Raw genomic sequence first — 22,051 nt, forward strand, 5'->3', positions numbered from 1 at the left:
GCCGGGTCTGTGTCCGCATGGCGCGCGCACGGCGTTGTTGCGCGTCCCGCGTCGAACTGCGCGTCATGAAAAGCGAACGTTCCGGCGCACCGGCTGTTCCAGGCGGATGCTTCGCGGCAAGACGTCGAACCGGCGGTTAATCCGGCGAAAGCTCCCAGCTTCCGATAATCCTCGGCGTGAGCAGTGCAACGATGCGCTTCAGCTCGCAGCTGTTTCGGATCGCCATCCTCACGCCCTCGTCGGACGCCTTCACCGTCCCGGGCTCCGTGCAAACCGCCGGGTTGCCGATGGTCAGGCGGATGATATCGCTCGAAAGCTCGGAAAGCTTCCAGCCAAGCGGAAGCGGGAAGGCGCGATGGTCGAGCTGCACGACGATCATGCGGTCGCCCAGCGCCTTGCTCGCCTCGGTGACCGCCTTGCGCGATTGCAGGTCGCGCACGGAAAGCAGCGTCGTCAGGGGCGATATGGTGTCGTAGATCCAGCTTCGCACCGGCTCAAGCCCCGCAGGCTCGACATCCTTCGGGGTCAGCGCCTTCAGCTTGTCCGTCAGCGCGATGAGATAGACGTCGACATCGTCGCCGCCGATCCGCTTCACCTCCTCGTAAAGCTGGAGCGCGGTCGCCGTGGCCGAGGCGTCGGCATAGCCGCCGTCGACGAAGGTCAGGCGCTGACCGCCCCCGAGTTCGAAGACGAAGGGGGGCATCAAGACCGGAAAGCGCGCGCTGATCACAGCCGCGCCGATCAGCGAAGGATCGGGGGCTTTCGCATCCACGTCGCGGAAGGAATAGAGGGTGCCGCCGCCGAAGGAGTGCAGATCGAACGGAGAAAACGCCACGCGGTAGCCCGTTTCGACCCAGGTCGCGTTGAGAAGAAGCGCGGGCAGGTCCGGGTTAGCGGCGTCGGGCCAGATTGTGGAGTAAGGCGCGGCGAGTCGGGCGATGCAATCCTGTCCATCGCATGGCCCGCCCTTGCCGTCGTTGCCGGACGGATCGCTTGCCATGAAGCTCTCGACGAAGCTCCGTTCGAGGATCGCGTCTCGCCCCATGGCGACGAAGGGCAACCCGTCGCCCGGAGTGCCCGGCACCCGCATGCTCGCCATGTTCGCGGGGAATAAGCCACGAATGAAATCCGGCATCAGAAACGCCAGCACCGGGCTGATGTGGTCGGCCTGTGTGATCGTCCGCAGCCGCTTCGTCAGTTCACGCGGCTCGACGAAATCGCCGCAGCCCGGTTCCACGTCCTCCGCCGCTTTGGGCGCGCGCCCGCTTGCCTTGCTTTCGGCGAAGGCGGCCGTGAACAGGCTCGCGCCGACCGCGCCGCCCGAAACCGCGCTGATCGCGAACACGTGCCGCGCAAACGCCGGGCAATGGTCCTGCATCGTGGCGAGGAATGCCCCGGCCGATGACGCCGCGTAGATGCCGCCGCCCTGCGCCGCGACGATGAAGACGGGATAGCGGCCCGAACCAACGGGCTTGCGCTGATGCAGCCACGTCTTGAAGGATGTTTCCAGATCGGCCGTCGCGTGCTCAAGCGCCGCCGCGCGCAGCGGAGGAGTGCCGGGCCGCTCGGCGACGATCCCCCTGACGAGAAAGACGAAGGCGAGGAGCGGTAGCGCTGCCACGACAGCGTAACGGACTCCCGACGGGAGCCACCCCGTCGACAGGAGCGCCCATGACGGCAGCGCCCTCAGTAGCCAAAGAAAGCTCGTCAGCCCGATGACGACGACGCGAACGAGGACGGCAATCTCAATCAGCACCAGCGCGGTCGTGACGAGCGGTCCGACAAGGCGCGTCGCATCGAGTGTCGTTTCGGGGGCCAGCACCGGAACGATGGCAAGCGCAAGCGCAAACGCGGAGCAAAACCGCACAAGCGCGGCGTGGCTCGCGCTTCGAAGCATGAAGGCAAGGACTGCGACCCACATCAGGGCCGTCGCGCCGCCGCTCGCGATCACGAGGTCGGGCAGATCGGAGAGCGAGCCGAGCGCGTGGCCTTGCGGGAGACCGCCGCTATCGAGAAGGCGTTCCGCATCGAGGACATGCCGATAGACCTGTGCAAGCCCCAACAGGATGCCGATGAACGGAAAGCTCGCGGCGATGGCGCAGTAAATGTCGCGCAGCCGGAAAATGCGGCGGTCGAAATGAATATCGGCGTGTTCGGGATAGATACGGTCGATCCGGCGCGTCACCTCGACATGGTTCCACGCGTGGAGAAGCGCCGCGAACAGCCCCACCGCCAGAAGGCCGACGCCGCCGCGCGCGATATCCTGGCTCTCGATCAGAGCCAGATAGATTTCCTGCATCTGCGGCACGAAGGCGAACAGACAGGCCGACGCGATCCCGATCAGGATCGGCGTGACGTAAAACGTATCCGAAAGATAACGAAAGACACGATCCCAAGGCATGCCGCGCCGCATGCGCCGCGCGCGAAGCAGGCGAAGGCTCACGCGCCTCCGCGGAGTGATCGACAAGCCCATTGCTGCCCCCCCATAGCCGAGACGCTATTCCTCCGCCTCCACCTCGACGGGCGCAACCCCGGTCGCGGCGTGGATTTCGTTCTTCAGGCGGGCGAGATCGCCTTCGGAATAGGCGACGAAGTAGATTTCGCGCAAAGCCGATTTCGGATTACCGGCGAAAAATTCGCGCGCGCCCTTGACGAGAACCGGCACCACCTCGCTCACCGGGAAACCGCCCTGCCCCGTGCCGAACAGCGGTATCAGCGCCGAACGGCAGCGCCGTTTTGAGATCGCGAGCAGCACGGCCTCAATAGACCGCTCGATATTGGCGAGCGTCGTCGATATGCCGGTGCCGATGTCGCCCGCCACACTCGCAACGTGGAAGATGCGCTTCACGTTATGCGTTTTTTCGAGTTCGCCCGGCTCGGTTTCAAGCACCGTGCCGGGTGTCACGAAGTTGCGGCCGCGCATGGCCTTCGTGAGTTCCAGTCCGATCGTATCCTCGTAGATGGACTTGCCGTCCTCATGCTTCTTCGCGCCGAGCACGCGGATCGTCGCCGACACGGAGCGCCGAAAGAAGCGGTCCATCTGCATGTCGGTGTTTTCGGAGTTGACCCACGCCTCAACATCTTTGGTGGCGGAGACATTGCCGGTCTTGATGCCGATCTTCTGGCGCGGATTGAGTTCGGCGACGAAAGTCCGCGAGGTCCGGGAGTCGTATTCGGCGGCGAGGCTGCCGCGCCGCGCCATCAGCCATTGCCCGGCGATGATGAGCTTCGGATCCTGGAACTCGCCCGCGACGACCCTGTCGAAAAAATCGTCGATGTCGAACTCGACGATCTCGATGTCCTCGCCCTCGGTCTCGTTGCCGCCGCCCTTCTCCGTCTGGTCGACCTTGCGAACCTCGGCATAGAAAAGATGGATGATTTCCGTGCTGCCGCCGGGCGACGAGAAATATTTGCCGATGGGTGTCAACCGCGTGAGCTGATAGCCGGTTTCTTCCTGCGTCTCGCGCATGACGCAGTCGTAGGGCGTTTCGAGTTCGCCGCCACTTGGCGCATGGAGCATGCCGGCGACGGCCTCAACCATCCAGCCGCGGCCCGGTTCGCGCAGATGCACCGGCAGGCGGAACTGGCACACCGTGATGATCTTCCGCCGCTCGGGATCGTAAAGAAGGGCGCCCACGGCATCGCCGCGCTCGAAGACGAGCGTCGAACGCGGCTCGCTCATCTGGCCGTCGAACCGTTCGTGAGAGATGAGATAGTCGTCGACCTTGAAAAACAGATCGAGAACGCGGGCGTGCTCCGTAATTTTCACCCGCGACGGCTTCGCCTGCTCAGGCATGGGCGGCTCTCCCTGAAAATTGAAAAAGCAAACACGACAATCGCCACGGCGGCCGGGCTGGAGTGTGCCGCAATCGTGTCAGGACAGAGGCGCCGCATTCGGCGTTTCAACGCAGCGGCGTAGCGCGCCCAGCCGTTCGAGCGAGGTCACGCCCGCGTCGTCGATCCCGCAGGGCACGATGCCCGCGAAATGCGCAAGGTCCGGCCGAACGTTGATCGCCGTGCCGTGAAACGTCACCCAGCGGCGCACGCGAACGCCGATGGCCGCGATCTTGTCCGCGCGCGCGCCATCGCGCACCCAGACGCCCGGCCGGTCGTCGCGTGCTTCGCCCGCCACGCCGTAGTCCGCGAGGGCCGCGATCACCCAATCCTCAAGCCGACGCACATGGCGGCGCACGTCGCGGCCGCGTCGGTTCAGATCAAGGAGGACATAGGCGACGAGTTGGCCCGGACCGTGATAGGTGTATTGCCCGCCGCGTCCCGCCGCATAGACGGGAAAGCGCGTGGCGTCGAGCAGATCGGCGGCCCTGGCACTGGTGCCCGCCGTGTAGAGCGGCGGATGTTCGAGGAACCAGACAAGTTCCGGCGCATCGCCTGCCAGAATGGCCGCCGCACGCGCCTCCATGTCGGCGACCGAGACCTCATACGGCACGAGGTCGGCGCTTTCCCGCCACTCGACGCCGGTTACATCGCCAAGCGCGTCACGGTGCGCAATGAGCCTGTTCGCAAAAGCGGCGACGGCGTGATCCACGTAATTCTCTCTCCCGGCTATCCGCGCCTTTACTGAAGCGTAACGCCTCCACGCCATACTTCAACCTGTCTCGCGTTACTGCGGGGCTTGGGGCGTTGTCCCGCGTTCGCCCCTCCAAAGCCCCGCAGCCGACGAGAACTCACCGAACTCCGATCAAGAGCCTGGGCGCGCGGTAACATCGCGTCAACGCTTTCGAAAGTCGCCTGCCGCGCATCGGCGAAGCTATGGAGTTCGTGCCGGCCATTTAATCATTCACTCAGGGGTTGACGGTCTCATGGACGGCAATCTCCGCTCGCCGCGCGCTTTCGCATGTATACAATACGACGGGCGCGCGGCCGCTTTGTACGCAATGAACCACCCTTGTAAGACAATACAATTTGCCACTCGCTTCTCGCGTGAAATTACCGGCGACCCGCCCGCTTTCTGATTTATATCAAGTTCCAACCAAACTTGGGATGTTACGATCTTGCGATATGGGGGCGTGGGTTTTTTCGCGTCTTTTTTTTATGATACCAATGAGTTCAACTAAGGGGCATGGCAGTTTTTCATGCCCTCGACCCCCGTGCCAGCGGGCGATTTCAGCCACTCGATAACGTGACAGGGGAGCTTTTAACGTGGCACCATCGGCCCAGCCAGAACTGAAGATCGTGCCCATCGAAGCCGGGACGAGTTTGAGAACTCTTGCATACGATGCCCTCAGAGTCGCCATTACGCAGATGGACATTTACGGTCAGATCGAGCCGATTCGTCTGGATGAGAGGCAGCTTTCGCAGAAGCTCGGCGTCAGCCGGACACCGATCCGCGAAGCGCTCACCCTCCTTGAACAGGAAGGCTTCGTGCGAGCCGTGCCCCGCCGCGGGATTTACGTCGTGCGCAAATCGAAGCGCGAAATCTGCGAGATGATCGTGGTCGCCGCCGCGCTCGAAAGCCTCGCGGCCCGGCTCGGCGCGGAACGGGCCACGGAAGATCAGCTCAAGAAACTTTTCGAGCGCTTTGAGAAGATCAACCACGAAGGCTCATCCGAACTTCTGAACCCGTTTTCGCCGGCGAACCTCGACTTTCATCGTGCGATCATCGCGCTCGGCGGCTGCGAACTGATCAGGAAGACGACCGAAAACCTGTTTGCGCACATTCGCGCGATCCGGACGATCTGCATCACGCATGAAGAGCGGCCGGGCCACATCCTCGCCCTCTACAAGGAGATCGTGGAAGCGATTTGCCAGCGGGACGGCGACAAGGCAGAAAAGCTTGTGCGCGACTACACGCTGGACCTCGCCGCCTACGTGGAAAAGCACGGCTTGTTCGCGGAATAAGCGGCGCGCATCGAATGCGCATGCAGGCGGCGACCGGACGCGCTGAACGGAAAAGCGTCTGGAACGTTATGAAGAGTGGCCGAATTAAAGAAAGCGCTCCCATGACCGGACCCTACACTGTCGGCGTTTTTGTCGGAAGCTTGCGCAAGGACTCGCTTAATCGCAAGCTCGCCAAGGCGCTCGTCGAACTTGCCACCTCCGAGTTCAAGTTCGAGTTCGTCGATATCGCCGCGCTGCCGCATTACAACGAAGACGAGGAGGTTGATACTCCTGCCGCGTGGAAGGAATTTCGCGCGAAGGTCAAGCCGCTCGACGCGCTGTTGTTCGTTACGCCCGAATATAATCGCTCGGTGCCGGGTGTGTTGAAGAACGCGCTCGATGTTGGGTCGAGGCCCTATGGCGAGAGCGTGTGGGAGGGCAAGCCCGCAGCCGTCGTGAGCGCGTCGCCGGGAGGAATCGGCGGTTTCGGCGCGAACCATCACCTCAGGCAATCGCTGGTGTTTCTGAATGCCCCCGCCATGCAGCAGCCCGAAGCCTATATCGGCGGCGCCAACAAGCTGTTCGATGAAAACGGGCAGATCGCCAACGACGGCACGCGAAAATTCCTGCACGGTTTCATGGAAGCCTTTGCGCACTGGGTCGAATTGCACGCGAAGACAGTTTGATGGAACAGGCGAGCGAGGCGTTTCGGGCGTCCCAGCCCGGCCGTCGAGCTACGCGTGGCCGCCGTCCCTGAAAGCGAGGGTGACGAGGAACCCGGGCTGCCTTGCGAACATTTCCCGGCAAAACCCATGCAGAAACCTGTCGGAGACTTCATGACAACGCTTTATTACGCTCCGGGCGCATGTTCGCTTGCGCCTCACATCGTGCTGGAATGGATCGGAAAACCCTACGAAGAGCGCCGCGTCGGCTATCAGTCGCCGGAACTCCTCGCGGTCAACCCGGCGGGCGCGGTTCCGGTGCTCGAAGATGACGGCTGGGTGCTGACGCAAGCCGGCGCCATCCTTCATTACCTCGCTCACAAACACCCGGAAGCCCGTCTGGGCGGCGAGGATGGATTGCGCGCCTCCGCCGAACTCGATCGCTGGTCCTCGTACTTCACCGGCGACCTGCACCCGTCGTTCTTCCCGATCTTCATGCCCTACCGTTACACGAAGGACAAATCGGACGCGGCGCAAGAAGCCGTGCGCGAGGCGGGCCGCGACCTCGTTCGCAAGCGTCTCAGAAGCCTGAACGACCATCTCGAAGGCCGCGAATGGATCCTGGATGGCGGCCGGTCGGTGGTCGACGCCTATGCATTCCCCATGATCCGCTGGGCGAAGGGCATGCTGCCCGAGGGCACGGGCGCATACCCGAACATCGAAGCCCTGCATGACCGGATCGCTTCGGACGAGAAGGTGAAGGCGGTTCTGGCGCGCGAAGCGGCCGAAAACTGACACCACCTGTTCATCGCGTTTTGTCTTCGCGACGCGCCTCGGCTGCCGGTTCTTCGCCATAAGGCGCGTCCTCGTAAGCATTTAAAAGCCACGAACACGGTGTTATATAAGAAAGAAGACAGGTGACGCCGTAACGAGGCTAGTACGCGACAATGGATCAACCCGTAAATCAGAGGGAAAAAGCGCGCCTTCACGTGAGTCTCGCCTTGCCCAACGGCGGCCGTCTCGACGAGGAAGACATCGCGCTTATCGAGACCGTGCAGAGGTGCCGCTCGATCCTCGGGGCAAGCAAGCTGATGGGTATTTCCTATCGCAAGACCTGGCTGATGACGGACGCGTTGAACCGCACCTTCGAGACGCGCGTGTTCGACACTTTTCCCGGTCGTCGCGGCGGCGGTGCCGAGGTGACGCCGTTCGGCGAGCGCATCGTGGCGGTGTTCCGCTCCGTCGAACGCCGCTCCGCGCGCGCGGCAGCCGCGACGCTCGAAGAGCTTACTTCGTCTCTCGATTGGGCGTTTGAGACGGGAACATCGAGCGCGGCTCTGGAAGAGACGCAGGATTCACGTTCATCTGCGTGATGGCGATGGTCTTGATCATCGCCCATGCCTTGAGGCCCGGTTCGAGCGCAAGCCGTTCGACAGATTCCCACGTGACAAGCGAATGCAGATTGCAGACGCCGAGATCGAACGTGACGCGCGCGAAAGGCGCGTCGAGATATTCAACCTCGACGATCGTTCCGGGCAACCGGTTGGTGATCGACACGTCCATCGGGCGCGACAGCGCGATGGAAACGTCGCTCGCGTCGATCTCGACCGCGACCCCCGTGCCCGGCTCCGCCTCGACGCGCGGCACGCGCAATTCGAACGCACCGAGAAACAGCGTCGTCACGCCGGTCTTGACGTTATGATGATGCACACGCGCTTCGAGCGTGGTTGAAAGCTTGAACCTGTTCTTCGGCGCGCTGGCGGTCGGCAAGGGATGTTCCACGGATCGAGTGTTCCGAGCGTTGGGCTCGCAATCGAATTGCGATACAGCGGTTTGCAAAAAACATGCAAGCCCGGCTTGCCATTCAGGGCGCAGGCGGAGCCACAGACCGCGCGGATCCGCCTGATAGAGGCGCGCGACGCCCTGTTTCCGAAGTGTGCAACCTCAAGCCGGGCTGCGCACGACACGGATCTTCTGCTCGCGAACCTTTTTCCGCAGCGTGTTGCGGTTGAGGCCGAGAAGCTCCGCAGCCTTGATCTGATTGCCGCGCGTGGCCGTCAGCGCCGCCGTGATCAGCGGCGCTTCCACATCGCGCAGCACACGGTCATAGAGGCCCGGCGGCGGAAGCTGGTCGCCGAAGCCGCCGAAATAGTCCGTGAGATACGCTTCCATCCACTCGTTCAGCTTCGCCTTGCCGGATTGCACCGCATCCATCGGCGGCGGGCTCGAATGGGCGGATAGTTCGTTGTCGACGATGTCGGCGGAAATCAACTCCTGCGAGTAGAGCGCGGACAGCCGCCGCACGAGGTTTTCAAGTTCGCGCACATTGCCGGGCCAGGTGTGGCGCTTGAGGCGGTCGAACGCCTCCTGCGTCAAGGTCTTCGACGGCAGGCCGCTTTTCTCGGCGAGCTTGAGGAAGTGGCGCACGAGGTCGGGCACGTCTTCGAGGCGCTCGCGCAAGGGCGGCATGCGCAGCGGCACAACGTTGAGGCGGTAGTAGAGGTCTTCGCGGAACAGGCCCAGCGCGATCTGGTTTTCGAGGCTCTTGTTCGTGGCGGCGATGATGCGCACGTCGGTCTTGATCGGCACGCGACCGCCGACCGTCATATATTCGCCCTCCTGAAGCACGCGGAGAAGCCGCGTCTGCGCCTCCATCGGCATGTCGCCGATTTCGTCGAGGAACAGCGTGCCGCCATCCGCCTGCTCGAAGCGGCCGACCGAGCGTTGCGCCGCCCCCGTGAACGCGCCCTTCTCATGTCCGAACAACTCGCTTTCGATCAGTTCGCGCGGGATGGCGGCCATGTTGATGGCGATGAACGGTCCCTTGCGCCGCTGCCCGTAATCGTGGAGCGCGCGGGCGACGAGTTCCTTGCCGGTGCCGCTCTCGCCCGTGATGAGCACGGTGAGGTCAGTGTGCATGAGCCGCGCCATGACGCGGTAGACGTCCTGCATCGAGGGCGAGCGGCCGATCAGCGGCAGATTCTCGCTCTCTGCGTCGGCCTGCATGGACGACTTCGCCACCTTCGGCTCGCGCAGCGCGCGCCCCACCACGGCCACGAGTTCCTTCAGGTCGAAAGGCTTCGGAAGATATTCGTAGGCGCCGCGCTCTGCCGCCGTGATCGCAGTCATGAACGTGTTCTGCGCGCTCATCACGATGATCGGCAGTTCGGGGCGGATCCGCTTGATGCGCGGGATAAGGTCGAACGCGTTTTCGTCCGGCATGATCACGTCGGTGATTACGACGTCGCCGTCGCCCTGCGCGATCCAGTTCCACAGCGTGGCGGCGTTGCTCGTCGCGCGCGCGCTGTAGCCGGCGCGGGCAAGCGCCTGGTTGACGACCGTGCGGATGGCAGCGTCGTCATCGGCAATGAGTACGTTTCCGCGGCCCATCAGATCGCCCCCGTCTTTCGCGCGGATGGCTGATACATCGGCAGAAGCATACGGAAGGTGGTCAGCCGGCTTCTCGATTCGCATTCGATCACTCCGCCATGGTCGCCGACGATTTTCGCGACGAGTGCAAGGCCCAATCCCGCGCCCTTCGCCTTCGTCGTCACGAAAGGCTCGAACAGGTGCGGCTTCACGTCTTCGGGTACGCCCGACCCATTGTCGGACACGCAGATTTCAAGCGGCAGCTTCACGCTCGAATCGGAATTCGGCAGGCGCAGCGACAGCCCCGGACGGAACGCCGTCGACAGCGTGATGACGCCGTCGTTCTTGTCGCCGATGGCTTCCGCGCTGTTCTTCACGAGGTTGAGCAGCGCCTGAATGAGCTTGTCGCGATTGCCGGGCACGGACGGCAGGCTCGGGTCGAAACTCTGCTGGATGGTGATATGCCGCGCGAAGCCCGCGCGTGCGATGCGCTTCACATGGTCCAGCACGGAATGGATGTTGACGGCGTCCTTGCTCACCGGGCGCTCGTCGCCGAACACTTCCATGCGGTCGACGAGATCGCGGATGCGGTCCGTCTCATCGGTGATGAGCTGGGCGAGCGGCTGGTCTTCCTCGGACGCGCCCGCTTCGAGGAGTTGCGCCGCGCCGCGAATGCCGGACAGCGGGTTCTTGATCTCGTGCGCGAGTACGGCGGCCATGGCGGACACGGAGCGCGCGGCACCGCGATGGGTCAGTTGCCGCTCGATCATCGCGGCCATGTTGCGCTGCTGAAGCATCAGCAACACGTAATCCTCGCGCTCATTTAGCAGGGAAGCGAACACGTCGACCGAGCGGGGGGCCCTATCCGGCATCGCAAGGTCGAGTTCGTATTCGTTCACCGCGCCGCGCGTGTTTCGGACCTGATCGGCGAGCGCGGTCAAGGGGTTGGCGAATGCCACGAGCGCAGGCAATGAGCGCTTTTTCAGCAGCGCTTCGCCAAGGCCGAAGAAATTCTCGGCGGCGAAATTCGCGAATACGATGCGATTTGTGCCATCGACAACGACGACGACATGGGGCAGACCCTGCACCAGCGCCTTGAAATCGAGCGGTTTGGCAGCGTCCGACGTCTTCTTCGTCTTGTCGCGAGGAGCCATGGATTTCAGCAAGCGAGCCTTGTCCGATGAATGTGGCAGGCTAGCCGAGGCTGCACCTTGTCCTGCCCAAATGCTGGGCAGATATGCAGATCGACTAAGTTCTAGGCATTGTAGCAAATTCGGCCCCCGTGTCAGCAGGCAAATCTCAAGGCTCGCGAAAGCTCTTGGCGGTTTTAGAGGCAGCTTATAAGGTTTCCGCGCGTTTCCTCCTTTTCGGTTCGTTCAAATATGCAAGAAGAAGACCAACATCCGCCGGTCAATGCGGCGCTGATCGTGGCGGCGGGAAGCGGCGTACGCGCCGGGCAGAAACAAGGACGGCCGAAGCAATATTGCTTCGCGGGCGGCAAGCCTATCCTGCGGCGGACGCTTGAAGCCTTTCTTTTCCATCCGGAAATCGCCGCTGTCGTCGTCGTTATCCGCGCGGGCGACGAAGCGCTTTATGCAGAGGCGGTGGCGGGGCTCGATACGGACAAGCTTCTCCGGCCCGTCCCCGGCGGCGCGACGCGCCAGCTTTCCGTGAAGGCGGGGCTCGACGCGCTCGAAGCCGTCAAGCCGCACGCGGTCTTGATCCACGACGCCGCGCGGCCGTTTATTTCAGCGCGTTGCATCTCCGACACGATTTCGGCACTGTCATGCGCCGACGGCGCGATCGCGGCTGCGCCCGTCACCGACACGCTGAAGCGGGGCGAGGATGGCCGAAGCGCAGGCACCGTGGACAGGGTTGCGCTCTGGCGCGCGCAGACGCCCCAGACATTCATCTACGAGAAGATCATGGCGGCTCATCGCGCAGCGGGCGAGCGCACCGATTTCACCGACGACGCCTCTATTGCGGAGTGGCACGGCCTCTCCGTGGCGCTCGTCTCGAACACGTCTGAAAACATGAAAATCACGACTGCGGAGGATCTGGCGATGGCGGACATGATCGCGAATGGCGGAGTGGCGCTCCCGGATGTGCGCGTCGGCTCGGGCTTCGACGTGCATGCCTTCGAGGAAGGCGACCACGTCACGCTGTGCGGCGTCAAGATCCCGCACGACAAGGGGCTGAAGGCGCATTCGGACGGCGACGCCGGTTTGCATGCGCTCACCGACGCGCTTTACGGCACCATCGGCGCGGGCGACATCGGCGATCACTTCCCGCCGTCCGACCCGCAATGGCGGGCGATGGATTCGACCGTGTTCCTGAAGCACGCCGTGGCAATGGTGGTGGAAAAGGGCGGGCGCATCACGAACGCCGACGTGACGCTCATCTGCGAGCGGCCCAAGGTCGGTCCGCATCGCGACGCCATGCGCGCGCGGATGGCGGAAATCCTCGGCATCGAGATGGAGCGCGTGAGCGTGAAAGCGACCACGAGCGAGCAACTCGGCTTCACCGGCCGCCGCGAGGGCATCGCCGCGCTTGCTTCCGCGACCGTGGTGTTCGCCGCGCGCTGAGGGCGATGCATGCTTGCCGGGTCTGATATCCGCCGCCGAACGACTCCATCCGGCGGCGGAATTCTTAGCGCATGCCGAACGCATCGTAATGGAAGTTGCGTTCAGCGAAACCGCGCGCCTTCAGGCCGTCGAGGATGTTGCCGGCGAAGCCTTGCGGGCCGCAGAACAGCACGCTGACGTCATCCACCGTGCCTGTCGTTTCCGCGACGGTGCGGGCATTCAGAAACTCTTGTCGCTCGGCGACCATGACTTGAAGCGTCACACCGGTTTCCTCGCATAGCGATCGGAGGTCGGCGGGCCACTTGGCGTTTTCGGCGGTAGCGGCGCAATACCACAGATCGACTGGCCTGTCGGTGCCACCATTCGCCGCCAAATGTTCGAGCCGCGCGAGGAACGGCGTGATGCCGATCCCGCCCGCGATCCACACCTGCTGTGTCGTGGCGTGGTCGAAATGGAAGCCGCCATACGGGCCTTCCAACTTCACCGTCTGTCCCACGCTGATCTTTTCGGCCAGCTTCGTCGTGTAGTCGCCTAGTGCCTTGATACCAAAACGGAAATTTGTTGCGTCTTTCCCTGAAGACGCAAAGGAAAAGGGATGTGGCTCTGGGTCGTGGTCGAAGCGTAGAAACGCGAACTGCCCCGGATTGTGCGCCATGGCATAGCCGCTCGTCGCCCCAAGTCGGATGTCGAGGACGCCGCCATGGTCGCGGAATGCTGTCACCACTGCTTCGGCCCGCCGTGACAGGCCGATGAACCCCAACAGGCCCTGCAACACCGCGATGGACCCGGCGAGGGCAAGCGCTAGGACGATGTATCCGGACGGCGTCGCGAACCAGTCGGTTTTCAGCATGATGGTCGCCGAGTGCCAGGCGAAAACGAGATAGGCAACTGCAAACGCCTTGTGTGTGAAGCGGAAGTAGCGATAGGGGATCCGGTTGCTGAGCGCGACGATGGCTAGAATGATTGCTGCGTAGATCATATATTCGGCCGCCACGTTGCCCGACTTCCAGAGCGTAACCTGCCAGTCGGGCTGTGCCGCATGCCCGCCTTTCACCTTTTCCGGCCAGATGCCAAGGCTATAGGTCCATTTCGGCGTCTTCTCCACGAGCCAATGGAGCGTGCCCGTGCTGACCGCCCAGATGCCCGCCCATTTATGGATGATATAGCCCTTGTCTAGGCCGCCCGTGAGGCGTTCCAGCATCGGATTTCGCGTCGAGATGAGAACCACGAGCGTCATCAAAACGAAGGAAATGGTGCCCGACAGCAGCACGATATCGTGCCGCCAGCTCCAGAAACCGGAATCGCTGAACGCGCCGAAAGCATTTGGTGCTATGGCGTAAATGAAAATGCCAAGAAGAATGGAGCCGCTAATCCAGCGGTTGGTTCGCGACATGAAGTTTCCTTTGTGTGCTAGTCTCAACGGATTGGACACGCGCGAAGCAGCAATCCTCCCGCAGCGTGTGTGTTGGCTTTACCCGTTATGGACGAAGGGGCGTGACTTCCTGCTGTTGCCGCGTGTCAGCGAACGGTCAGGAGCCATCGCGAACGGCAATCCGCGCCGATGTTCGCGCAGAGCTGACACTCGCGCGCGCGGGATAGCGGCACGCCAGCTATTAAAGGAGGCTCCAATGGGTGAGTTGAACGAGCGTATACAAACGCTGGCAGAGGAAGCGCTGGCGAAGGCGCGGGAGAACCAGCTTTTCATCGCGACGGCGGAATCCTGCACCGGCGGGCTCGTGGCGGCGGCGCTGACCGCTGTGCCCGGCTCGTCGAGCGCATTCGAGCGGGGTTTCGTCACCTATTCAAACGAGGCGAAGGCCGACATGCTGGGCGTCGATCCGGCGCTGATCGCGGCGCACGGCGCGGTGTCGCGTGAGGTCGCGCTCGCGATGGCGAAAGGCGCGCTCGCTCGCTCGCATGCGGGGATTGCCGTTTCCATCACAGGGGTCGCGGGACCGGACGGCGGCAGCGTCGAGAAGCCCGTGGGGCTTGTGCATTTCGCGGCGGCGCGGTTGACGGGGGACGGCGTGCGCCTCTTTCACCGCGAGGAGCGCTTCGGCGATATCGGCCGCGAGGGGGTTCGGTCGCGCTCCGTGGAAACGGCGTTGGCGCTTCTCATCGAAGCCGCCGCGCTTGGCTGATCCGCCTGCCGGGCGTTCCTGCGGGCTTCCCACGCGATCCAGATTGCAAACGCCGCGCCATCCCTTATCTTCGCCTGTGAACCAAAGGCGCATCCATGGTAACTCTGATCGACAAGCGCGACGGCGAGGCCGAGCGAACCGGCGAAGCTCCGCGCCATCCCGAAAAGGCGCATCGGCCCGATACGCCCGTGCTTCGCAAGCCCGCATGGATCCGCGTGAAGGCGCCCGGCTCGGCAGGCTATGCCGGAACGGCCTTCATCGTGCGCGGCAACGGCCTCCACACCGTCTGCGAAGAGGCGGGCTGCCCCAACATCGGCGAGTGCTGGGAAAAGAAGCACGCGACCATGATGATCATGGGCGACACCTGCACGCGAGCCTGCGCCTTCTGTAACGTCAAGACCGGCATTCCGGGCGCTCTCGACGCGGTGGAACCGGAGAACGTGGCGCGCGCGGTGGCGACGCTCGGCCTCAATCATGTGGTGGTGACTTCGGTCGACCGCGACGACCTCGACGACGGCGGCGCGGCTCATTTCGCCGCCACGATCCTCGCCATCCGGTCGGCGGCGCCCGCCACGACGATCGAGGTTCTGACGCCGGACTTCCTGAAGAAAGGACCGCGCCCGCTCGAAACCGTCATCGCGGCGAGGCCCGACGTTTTCAACCACAATCTCGAAACCGTGCCCGGCCTCTACCTCGGCATTCGCCCCGGCGCGCGTTACTTCCATTCGCTGCGCCTCCTTCAGCGCGCGAAGGAACTCGATCCCACCGTGTTCACGAAGTCCGGCATCATGGTCGGCCTCGGCGAGAAGCGGAACGAGGTGCTTCAACTGATGGACGATTTGCGCTCGGCCGACGTCGACTTCCTCACCATCGGCCAGTATCTCCAGCCGACGCGCAAGCACGCCGCCGTCGACCGATTCGTGGAGCCCGCCGAGTTCGACAGCTACAAGGCGCACGCCTACGCGAAGGGCTTCCTCATGGTGGCTTCGTCGCCGCTCACGCGCTCGTCCTATCTGGCGGGCGACGACTTTGCGAAGCTGAAAACCGCGCGGCTTGCAAAAACGACCCATGACGCCGTAAACACCGTGTAAGGCACGCGGGCCGCTCATGCGGCGAAATACCCTCTCGCCATGAAGGCGCGCTCGCCTCATCCCTTGTCATACTGGTTGCAGGTCGCGTGGAACGCCCCGGCCTTTACTCAAGCTTGAGCCGCTGATGCCCAATTTCGAAACGACCCGTCGCGTCCAGCATTCCGCCGACGATATGTTTGCCCTCGTCGCGGACGTGGAAAGCTATCCGAAGTTTCTGCCGCTCTGTTCGGCATTGCACATCGAGAAGCGCATTGCGGACGAGGACGGCGAAACGCTCATTGCGCGCATGACCGCGTCGTACAAGCTGTTCAGCGAGAGTTTCACCACGAGGGTGCGGCTCAGGCCCGAGAACCGCGTGATCATGGTCGATTATCTCGACGGCCCGTTCCGCAAGCTCGAAAATCGCTGGACGTTCGTTCCCGCGCCGGACGGCACCTGCCGCATCCTGTTCTATCTCGACTACGAATTCCGCTCGCTGCCGTTGCAGATGCTGATGGGATCGGTGTTCGACAAGGCTTTCCGGAAGTTCTCGACCGCGTTCGAGGACCGCGCCGACCAGATCTATCGCGGGCGTGCTGCCGCGGAAGGCCCGGCTTCCGCCACCGGTTAGGCGCGCGCGCCGTCTTGCTCATCGCCTGAATTCGCGAGACTAATACATAGCCCGCTGTCAGGCAGACGCTCCACTTATCGTCCCAAATTCCGGGACCGCCTCTCTGTACAAAGTGCCGCGGAGCATGTTAGGTAAGTCGAGCAATTTCGAGCGAGGGAAAAAATGCGCAAAGTTGCTCTTGCCGGTCTGGCCGCCCTTGCGGTCTCTCTCTTGGCGCCGACGCACGTTTGGGCGTGGTCGAGCGAACCCATCGAGCAAAACAGCGGTGCCGCAGCCGCTCTGAACGACGACGACAAGCTGAAGGCCCTTCAGGACAAGGTCGACGGCAAGGGAGAATTCAAGAGCGGCTTCTACGTTTCGGGCGGCGCGGCAAGCGGGCCGTTCGGGAGCCACTTCGGCGCCCAGCGGCAGAACCCGGCGAACGCAGGAGTGCCTTACGGATATTCGCCTATGCCGGGGTTCCGCGGGATGGGCCGCTAGAAGTCAGAAGTGGATCTGCAAGCGTCGTGCCTGCTGGCGCGGCGCGTTTTCTAGCGCGACCGGAGCGCAGAGCGCACTCGCATCTTGCCGCGATCACGCTTCCGCACAGAGGCGCGCTCAAGTAGCCCATTCCACGGCCGATCTTGATCCGTCGATCGTACACGTTCGACCTGAACGGCCCCGGTTGAGAATTGCCCCGATCACGCGGCTTTGAAACCCGATGAGGCGACCCGCCTCCCGCGCTTGTTGCGCAATGCAGCATTTCGCCTGTAATCTCTCGCCAACATTATCGAAGGAGACGCATCCCCGATGCCCATGGAGGCCAACGAAATCGAGCGCCTGATCAAGGAGCACCTGCCGGATGCCGAAGTGCAGATCGAGGCGCTCAAGAGCGACGGCGATCATTATGCTGCTCTCGTGACATCGTCCGCCTTCGCGGGGAAGTCGCGCGTGCAGCAACATCAACTGGTTTATGCCGCGCTCAAGGGTCGGATGGGGGGCGAACTTCATGCCCTCGCGCTCACGACCAAGCTCCCCGGCGAATAGCGGCGGCAGCCGAGAGCGAAGAGCTACTGCCGCGCCTTGTTTTTTCGACGCGCGGTTAACACCTTAGTTCCGACATCGCACAAGGAATGCAAGCATGAGCGAAGACGTCCAGAGCTGGATCAAGGAGCAGGTCACGAGCAACGACGTGGTCCTCTTCATGAAAGGGACCAAGGAGTTTCCGCAATGCGGTTTCTCAGGCCGTGTCTCGCAGATTCTGAATTTCCTCGGTGTGACCTACAAGGATGTCAACGTCCTCGCCGACGATGGAATTCGCGACGGGATCAAGATTTACGCCAATTGGCCGACAATTCCGCAGCTCTACATCAAAGGGGAGTTCGTCGGCGGCGCCGACATCGTGTCCGAGATGTTTCAGTCAGGCGAATTGCAGAAGGTGTTCACCGACAAGGGTGTCCCGACAAGCAAGGCGGCGTAGCGAATTTGACATTTGAGCCGCGTTGCTGCGAGTTCCCGCTCAAATGTCATCTTCAAAAGCTCAAGCGCGGCGCAAGGTCCGACAGGTCGGGTTTCAGGGAAACAGAAGTTTTGCCGCGATCGTGACCAGCGCGCCCGTCGCAAGCCAGAGCGGCAGCGCGATGGGCCACCGGCTTGGCCGTGGCGACGTTTCGCGCGCCTTGTCGGGATCGAGCGCATCGACGATCTTCGCGCCGCGTTCGATCAGGTCGGGCGCATGCTTGAGCGCCACCGCCAGAGCGTTCACGTTCGACACAGCATCGCGGATCTGCGCCCTAGGGCCGAGCTGACCGGTCAGCCATTCGCGGACGACCGGCTCGGCCGCCACCCAGATGTTGAGCTTCGGATCGAGCGAACGGGCGACCCCCTCAACAACGACCATCGTCTTTTGCAGGAGCAAGAGTTCCGGCCGCATCTTCATCTGGAACACTTCCGTGTTCTCGAAAAGCTGCGTGAGCAGGCGCGCCATGGAGATTTCTTCCGACGGACGCCCCATGATCGGCTCACCGATGGCCCGCAGCGCCTGGCCGAACGCCGCCACGCTCTGGTTCGCAGGCACATAGCCGGCCTCGAAGTGAATTTCCGAGGTGCGATAATAGTTGCGGGTGATAAAACCGTAGAGGATTTCGGCGAGGAAGCGCTGTTCCCTCGGACCGAGGCGCCCCATGATGCCGAAATCCACGGCGATCAACGCGCCGTCGCTCGGATCGACGAACAAATTGCCCTGATGCATGTCGGCGTGGAAGAAGCCGTCGCGGATTGCATGCTTGAGGAAGGACTGGATCACCATGAGGCCGAGCGCCTCCATGTCGACCCCGGCCGCCCGCACCGCCTCCACATTCGTCAGCGGGATACCGTCGATCCAGTCGAGTGTCAGCACGCGCTTCGACGTGCGTTCCCAATCGACGCGCGGCACCCGAAAGCCGACATCCCCGCCCTTCGCGATATTGTCGGCCATCTCGGAAATCGCGGCGGCCTCAAGGCGCAGATCCATCTCCAGCACAACGGACTGGGCGAGAGTATCGACCGCTGCCACCGGCCGCAGCCGCCTTATTTGCGGAGAAAACCTCTCCGCCGTATGCGCCGCGAAATAAAAGCTCTCAAGGTCGCGCTCGAAGCGCTTTTCGACGTCCGGCCGAAGGATCTTGACGGCGACAGCCCGAGTGGTGCCGCCGGGCGTGCGCACGGCCGCCTTGTGAACCTGCGCGATGGAGGCCGCTGCGATAGGTGGCCCGAACTCCACGAAAACGTCCTGCCACCGCTTGCCGAAGGACGCTTCGATCTCATGGTGAGCCTTGTCGCCCGAGAACGGAGGCAGTCGATCCCGCAGCGAGCCGAGCGCGTTGGCGAGATGAGGCCCCACCACATCCGGCCGCGTCGCCATAAACTGCCCAAGCTTGATATAGGTCGGCCCGAGCGCCCGGATCGCCTTCGACAGCCGTTCCCCTCGCGCTTGCTGTTTCGCGGCCGACTCCCGCGCGTCTCCGCGCAGAATGCGCAGCGACGCGGGCAGCGTCACAGTATCGGGGACGAATCCCACGCCGTACCATGCGAGCGTCGCGCCGGCTTTCGTCAGTCGGTATGTATTCCTGATGGTTTTGAACATGAGCGGGGGTGTGGAATTGGATTAGGTGCCGATTAGCACGTGCGAGGATTAATGTCAGGTTTTTGAATCGCCGCAGTTTGAATTTTCGCGGAAAATTCCCCTGCGCGCGACGTATCGAACGAAGCAAAGAGCGAGGCTAGGCGGCCTTGTTCTTTTTCCGCCCCTGACCGAACGATCGCTCACATGCCGAGGGTGACCTGGACGGGAGTGTGATCCGAAGGTTTGTCCCAGCTTCTCGGCGTGCGGTCAATGCTTGCGGTGCGAAGCCGGGAAAACGCCTGTGGCGACAGCAGGATGTGATCAATGCGGAGGCCGAGATTCTTCTGCCATGCGCCCGCCTGATAATCCCAGAAGGTATATTGCCCGCCGCCGGAATTGCAGGCCGCCACCGCATCCGTCAGGCCGAGGTTGAGGATGCGGCGGAACGCTTGCCGCGATTCCAGACGGAACAAGGCATCTTCCGTCCACACAGCCGGATTATACACGTCGATGCCGCGCGGAATGATGTTGTAATCGCCCGCGAGCGCGAACGGTTCCTCATAGGCGAGAAGCGTCCGGGCGTGCGCCTTGAACCGCGCAAGCCACGCGAGTTTGTAATCAAGCTTCGGCGAAGCCACGGGGTTGCCGTTCGGCGCATAGACCGACGCCACCCGAAACGCTCCGCCGCCCGGAAGAGAGAGAACGGCCTCGATGTAACGCGATTGCTCGTCGGTGTCGTCGCCGGGCAGACCGACGACGGTTTCATCGATGGGCAACTTCGACAGGATGGCGACGCCGTTGAACGATTTCTGCCCGATGACGGCGCAATTATAGCCAAGCTCCTCGAAGGCGCCGCGCGGAAATGCCTCCGTCTGGCACTTGATCTCCTGAAGGCAAAGCACATCGGGGCGCGCGCGCTTCAGCCATTGCACGGCGGCGGCCTCGCGCTGCTTGATGGAGTTGACGTTCCAGGTCGCGACGGTGAGCACGACGCCTCAGATCGAGAAGGATGTGCCGCACCCGCAGGAGGCGGTGACATTCGGGTTCGTGATCTTGAACGACGATCCCATGAGGTCGTCGATGAAATCGATCTCGGAGCCAGCCATGAACGGCACCGACACGGGGTCGATGACGACGCGTGCGCCAGCTTTCTCGATCACGATATCGTCCTCGGCGGGCGCGGGCACGATTTCGAAATTGTAGCTGAACCCCGAACAGCCGCCGCCTTGCACGCTGATACGCAATGCATTCTCGCCTTGCGCAGGGCCGACGATCTCCCGAATACGGTTGGCGGCGCGCTCGCTCACGCTTATGTTGACTTCCGTGGTCATGACGATTGTTCGCCTCTCCTGAACCTTGACCTCAGTTTGGATGTTCGCGCGTCAATGTCAACCGCGCGGGGAGCGCGCATCCCCGCGACGAGGCATCGGAGACGAAACCATGGCCGAGCTTGCCCCGTACGCGGCACATGCCGAAACGAGCCTCGGGCGGCTTCACCCCGAGGCGCCCTGCCCCACCCGCGACGTCTATCAGCGCGACCGCGACCGCCTCGTTCACTCGACCGCGTTCCGCAGGCTGATGCACAAGACGCAGGTCTTCATCTGTCACGAGGGCGACCATTACCGCACGCGGCTCACCCACACGCTGGAAGTGGCGCAGATCGCGCGCACGCTGGCCCGAGCGCTCGGCCTTAACGAAGATTTGACCGAGGCCATCGCGCTCGCCCACGATCTCGGCCACCCGCCTTTCGGCCATGCGGGCGAGGACGCGCTGAACGAGGCCATGGCGGCCGTCGGCGGCTTCGATCATAACGCGCAGAGTTTGCGCATCGTGACGTTGCTCGAACACCGTTACGCAGCGTTTCGCGGCATGAACCTGACGTTCGAAACGCTGGAAGGCATCGTCAAGCACAACGGCCCGCTTGTCGCCGCCGATGGGCGCCCGCTCGCGCGCTACGCTGAAACCGGCCTCCCGCTCGCGATCCGTGCCTACGCCCGCGAACAGGATCTGCGGCTTCATACGCAAGCGCCGCTCGAAGGCCAGATCGCGGCGCTTGCCGATGACATCGCCTACAACAATCACGACATCGACGACGGTTTCCGCGCCGGATATATCACGGTGCGCGAGATGGAAGAGGTGCCTCTCGTCGCGCGGATGCTGGCGGAGGTGCGCGCGCGCCATGGCGATCTCGCCGATGCGCCGCTCGTTTACGAAATGAACCGGCGCATGGTGGCGGCGATGGTGCAGGACGTGCTGGCGGAGACGCGCGCGCGGATCGCTGCCGACGCGCCTGCGTCCATTGATGACGTCCGCAGCGCGCCCGAGCCGCTCGCGCGGTTCTCGGACGGCATGGCGGCGAGTATCGCCGACCTGCGGCGCTTCCTGTTCGCGCGGGTCTACAAACACCGCGACATCGTGAAGAAGATGACGGATGCGCAAGCGATCCTGCGCGAGCTTTACGATTATTTCGCAGCCAATCCCGCCGAGATGCATCGCGAAGCCGCGCGCGTGGCCTCGCTGTCGGACGACACGGCGCGGCTTCGCGCGGCGGGCGATTTCGTGGCTGGCATGACCGACATGTTCGCGATCAAGGCTTATGCTGCGATCAGAAGCGGCCTCGCGAAAGGCGCGCCGCTATAGAAGCGTGGATGCGCCCGAAACGGTTCGGTGCCG

22 protein-coding genes are annotated in these 22,051 nt (G+C 63.1%); 12 read left to right on the plus strand and 10 right to left on the minus strand.

Going from position 1 to position 22,051, the window contains the following annotated elements:
• Positions 1–136: 136 nt before the first annotated feature.
• The 3 genes from KKP04_RS09580 to lipB form a co-directional block, all read right to left on the minus strand.
• A complete protein-coding gene (locus KKP04_RS09580; RefSeq protein ID WP_215030016.1) occupies positions 137–2,443 on the minus strand; it encodes a hypothetical protein in 2,307 nt (768 codons plus the stop codon).
• 54 nt (positions 2,444–2,497) lie between these two features.
• Positions 2,498–3,796, minus strand: coding sequence for an NUDIX domain-containing protein (locus KKP04_RS09585; protein ID WP_215030019.1), 1,299 nt, complete (start codon positions 3,794–3,796; stop codon positions 2,498–2,500).
• 78 nt (positions 3,797–3,874) lie between these two features.
• A complete protein-coding gene (gene lipB, locus KKP04_RS09590; RefSeq protein WP_371818750.1) occupies positions 3,875–4,546 on the minus strand; it encodes a lipoyl(octanoyl) transferase LipB in 672 nt (223 codons plus the stop codon).
• A 614-nt stretch (positions 4,547–5,160) separates the two neighbouring features.
• Here lipB and KKP04_RS09595 point away from each other — a divergent pair.
• From KKP04_RS09595 to KKP04_RS09610, 4 genes are all read left to right on the plus strand, one after another.
• Positions 5,161–5,859: a GntR family transcriptional regulator gene (locus tag KKP04_RS09595; RefSeq protein WP_215030025.1), complete on the plus strand. Its 699-nt coding sequence runs from the start codon at positions 5,161–5,163 to the stop codon at positions 5,857–5,859.
• Positions 5,860–5,960: 101 nt separating this feature from the next.
• Positions 5,961–6,524, plus strand: coding sequence for an NADPH-dependent FMN reductase (locus KKP04_RS09600; RefSeq protein ID WP_215030028.1), 564 nt, complete (start codon positions 5,961–5,963; stop codon positions 6,522–6,524).
• A 150-nt stretch (positions 6,525–6,674) separates the two neighbouring features.
• Positions 6,675–7,295, plus strand: coding sequence for a glutathione S-transferase family protein (locus KKP04_RS09605; protein ID WP_215030030.1), 621 nt, complete (start codon positions 6,675–6,677; stop codon positions 7,293–7,295).
• A gap of 152 nt (positions 7,296–7,447) precedes the next feature.
• Complete coding sequence (locus tag KKP04_RS09610) at positions 7,448–7,873, plus strand: winged helix-turn-helix domain-containing protein (protein ID WP_215030032.1); 426 nt, start codon at positions 7,448–7,450, stop codon at positions 7,871–7,873.
• Here the strand turns inward: KKP04_RS09610 and KKP04_RS09615 are convergent.
• The 3 genes from KKP04_RS09615 to KKP04_RS09625 all read right to left on the minus strand — a co-directional run bounded on the left by KKP04_RS09615 (position 7,788) and on the right by KKP04_RS09625 (position 11,023).
• Positions 7,788–8,270 (minus strand): TOBE domain-containing protein, encoded by a 483-nt coding sequence (locus tag KKP04_RS09615; protein ID WP_215030034.1) that lies wholly within the window; start codon positions 8,268–8,270, stop codon positions 7,788–7,790. The genes KKP04_RS09610 and KKP04_RS09615 overlap by 86 nt on opposite strands.
• A gap of 174 nt (positions 8,271–8,444) precedes the next feature.
• Positions 8,445–9,890, minus strand: a complete 1,446-nt coding sequence (ntrC, locus tag KKP04_RS09620) for a nitrogen regulation protein NR(I) (protein WP_215030036.1) — start codon at positions 9,888–9,890, stop codon at positions 8,445–8,447.
• Positions 9,890–11,023: a nitrogen regulation protein NR(II) gene (locus tag KKP04_RS09625; RefSeq protein ID WP_215030277.1), complete on the minus strand. Its 1,134-nt coding sequence runs from the start codon at positions 11,021–11,023 to the stop codon at positions 9,890–9,892. The genes ntrC and KKP04_RS09625 overlap by 1 nt, the downstream gene beginning before the upstream one ends.
• 228 nt (positions 11,024–11,251) lie before the next feature.
• Here KKP04_RS09625 and KKP04_RS09630 point away from each other — a divergent pair, with 228 nt between their 5' ends.
• On the plus strand, positions 11,252–12,454 hold the full coding sequence (locus tag KKP04_RS09630; protein WP_215030038.1) for a bifunctional 2-C-methyl-D-erythritol 4-phosphate cytidylyltransferase/2-C-methyl-D-erythritol 2,4-cyclodiphosphate synthase: 1,203 nt from the start codon (positions 11,252–11,254) through the stop codon (positions 12,452–12,454).
• Between the two features lie 64 nt (positions 12,455–12,518).
• Here KKP04_RS09630 and KKP04_RS09635 read toward each other — a convergent pair whose 3' ends face one another.
• Positions 12,519–13,847, minus strand: coding sequence for a ferric reductase-like transmembrane domain-containing protein (locus KKP04_RS09635; protein WP_215030040.1), 1,329 nt, complete (start codon positions 13,845–13,847; stop codon positions 12,519–12,521).
• 235 nt (positions 13,848–14,082) lie between these two features.
• On the opposite strand from KKP04_RS09635, the gene KKP04_RS09640 reads away from it, so the two are divergent.
• The 6 genes from KKP04_RS09640 to grxD all read left to right on the plus strand — a co-directional run bounded on the left by KKP04_RS09640 (position 14,083) and on the right by grxD (position 17,755).
• Positions 14,083–14,595: a CinA family protein gene (locus KKP04_RS09640; protein ID WP_215030049.1), complete on the plus strand. Its 513-nt coding sequence runs from the start codon at positions 14,083–14,085 to the stop codon at positions 14,593–14,595.
• Between the two features lie 95 nt (positions 14,596–14,690).
• Positions 14,691–15,686: a lipoyl synthase gene (gene lipA, locus KKP04_RS09645; RefSeq protein ID WP_215030052.1), complete on the plus strand. Its 996-nt coding sequence runs from the start codon at positions 14,691–14,693 to the stop codon at positions 15,684–15,686.
• Between the two features lie 124 nt (positions 15,687–15,810).
• The gene (locus KKP04_RS09650) at positions 15,811–16,296 is read left to right on the plus strand and encodes a type II toxin-antitoxin system RatA family toxin (protein WP_215030055.1); all 486 of its coding nucleotides are present in this window, start codon (positions 15,811–15,813) and stop codon (positions 16,294–16,296) included.
• 162 nt (positions 16,297–16,458) lie between these two features.
• Positions 16,459–16,776 (plus strand): hypothetical protein, encoded by a 318-nt coding sequence (locus KKP04_RS09655; protein WP_215030058.1) that lies wholly within the window; start codon positions 16,459–16,461, stop codon positions 16,774–16,776.
• A 309-nt stretch (positions 16,777–17,085) separates the two neighbouring features.
• The gene (locus tag KKP04_RS09660) at positions 17,086–17,322 is read left to right on the plus strand and encodes a BolA family protein (protein ID WP_215030060.1); all 237 of its coding nucleotides are present in this window, start codon (positions 17,086–17,088) and stop codon (positions 17,320–17,322) included.
• A gap of 94 nt (positions 17,323–17,416) precedes the next feature.
• The gene (gene grxD, locus KKP04_RS09665) at positions 17,417–17,755 is read left to right on the plus strand and encodes a Grx4 family monothiol glutaredoxin (RefSeq protein WP_215030062.1); all 339 of its coding nucleotides are present in this window, start codon (positions 17,417–17,419) and stop codon (positions 17,753–17,755) included.
• A gap of 93 nt (positions 17,756–17,848) precedes the next feature.
• Here grxD and ubiB read toward each other — a convergent pair whose 3' ends face one another.
• The 3 genes from ubiB to KKP04_RS09680 form a co-directional block, all read right to left on the minus strand.
• Entirely contained in the window at positions 17,849–19,399 is a 1,551-nt protein-coding gene (gene ubiB / locus KKP04_RS09670; protein WP_215030074.1) for a 2-polyprenylphenol 6-hydroxylase, read from the minus strand.
• 179 nt (positions 19,400–19,578) lie between these two features.
• Positions 19,579–20,367, minus strand: coding sequence for an exodeoxyribonuclease III (gene xth, locus KKP04_RS09675; protein WP_215030077.1), 789 nt, complete (start codon positions 20,365–20,367; stop codon positions 19,579–19,581).
• 6 nt (positions 20,368–20,373) lie between these two features.
• Positions 20,374–20,709 (minus strand): iron-sulfur cluster assembly accessory protein, encoded by a 336-nt coding sequence (locus KKP04_RS09680; RefSeq protein ID WP_215030080.1) that lies wholly within the window; start codon positions 20,707–20,709, stop codon positions 20,374–20,376.
• 109 nt (positions 20,710–20,818) lie between these two features.
• On the opposite strand from KKP04_RS09680, the gene KKP04_RS09685 reads away from it, so the two are divergent.
• Entirely contained in the window at positions 20,819–22,018 is a 1,200-nt protein-coding gene (locus KKP04_RS09685; RefSeq protein WP_215030083.1) for a deoxyguanosinetriphosphate triphosphohydrolase, read from the plus strand.
• The last annotated feature ends 33 nt before the right edge of the window (positions 22,019–22,051 follow it).

The organism is Rhodomicrobium sp. Az07 (genome assembly GCF_018619475.1).
GTDB lineage: Bacteria > Pseudomonadota > Alphaproteobacteria > Rhizobiales > Rhodomicrobiaceae > Rhodomicrobium.

Excerpts from the sequence above, each read along its gene's own strand:
- KKP04_RS09685 (WP_215030083.1), top strand. The coding sequence starts at position 20,819 with ATGGCCGAGCTTGCCCCGTACGCGGCACATGCCGAAACGAGCCTCGGG.
- KKP04_RS09600 (WP_215030028.1), top strand. The coding sequence starts at position 5,961 with ATGACCGGACCCTACACTGTCGGCGTTTTTGTCGGAAGCTTGCGCAAG.
- KKP04_RS09605 (WP_215030030.1), top strand. The coding sequence starts at position 6,675 with ATGACAACGCTTTATTACGCTCCGGGCGCATGTTCGCTTGCGCCTCAC.
- ntrC (WP_215030036.1), bottom strand. The coding sequence starts at position 9,890 with ATGGGCCGCGGAAACGTACTCATTGCCGATGACGACGCTGCCATCCGC.
- lipA (WP_215030052.1), top strand. The coding sequence starts at position 14,691 with ATGGTAACTCTGATCGACAAGCGCGACGGCGAGGCCGAGCGAACCGGC.
- KKP04_RS09660 (WP_215030060.1), top strand. The coding sequence starts at position 17,086 with ATGCCCATGGAGGCCAACGAAATCGAGCGCCTGATCAAGGAGCACCTG.
- KKP04_RS09630 (WP_215030038.1), top strand. The coding sequence starts at position 11,252 with ATGCAAGAAGAAGACCAACATCCGCCGGTCAATGCGGCGCTGATCGTG.
- KKP04_RS09610 (WP_215030032.1), top strand. The coding sequence starts at position 7,448 with ATGGATCAACCCGTAAATCAGAGGGAAAAAGCGCGCCTTCACGTGAGT.
- KKP04_RS09680 (WP_215030080.1), bottom strand. The coding sequence starts at position 20,709 with ATGACCACGGAAGTCAACATAAGCGTGAGCGAGCGCGCCGCCAACCGT.
- grxD (WP_215030062.1), top strand. The coding sequence starts at position 17,417 with ATGAGCGAAGACGTCCAGAGCTGGATCAAGGAGCAGGTCACGAGCAAC.
- ubiB (WP_215030074.1), bottom strand. The coding sequence starts at position 19,399 with ATGTTCAAAACCATCAGGAATACATACCGACTGACGAAAGCCGGCGCG.
- KKP04_RS09635 (WP_215030040.1), bottom strand. The coding sequence starts at position 13,847 with ATGTCGCGAACCAACCGCTGGATTAGCGGCTCCATTCTTCTTGGCATT.
- KKP04_RS09625 (WP_215030277.1), bottom strand. The coding sequence starts at position 11,023 with ATGGCTCCTCGCGACAAGACGAAGAAGACGTCGGACGCTGCCAAACCG.
- KKP04_RS09585 (WP_215030019.1), bottom strand. The coding sequence starts at position 3,796 with ATGCCTGAGCAGGCGAAGCCGTCGCGGGTGAAAATTACGGAGCACGCC.
- KKP04_RS09655 (WP_215030058.1), top strand. The coding sequence starts at position 16,459 with ATGCGCAAAGTTGCTCTTGCCGGTCTGGCCGCCCTTGCGGTCTCTCTC.
- KKP04_RS09650 (WP_215030055.1), top strand. The coding sequence starts at position 15,811 with ATGCCCAATTTCGAAACGACCCGTCGCGTCCAGCATTCCGCCGACGAT.
- KKP04_RS09640 (WP_215030049.1), top strand. The coding sequence starts at position 14,083 with ATGGGTGAGTTGAACGAGCGTATACAAACGCTGGCAGAGGAAGCGCTG.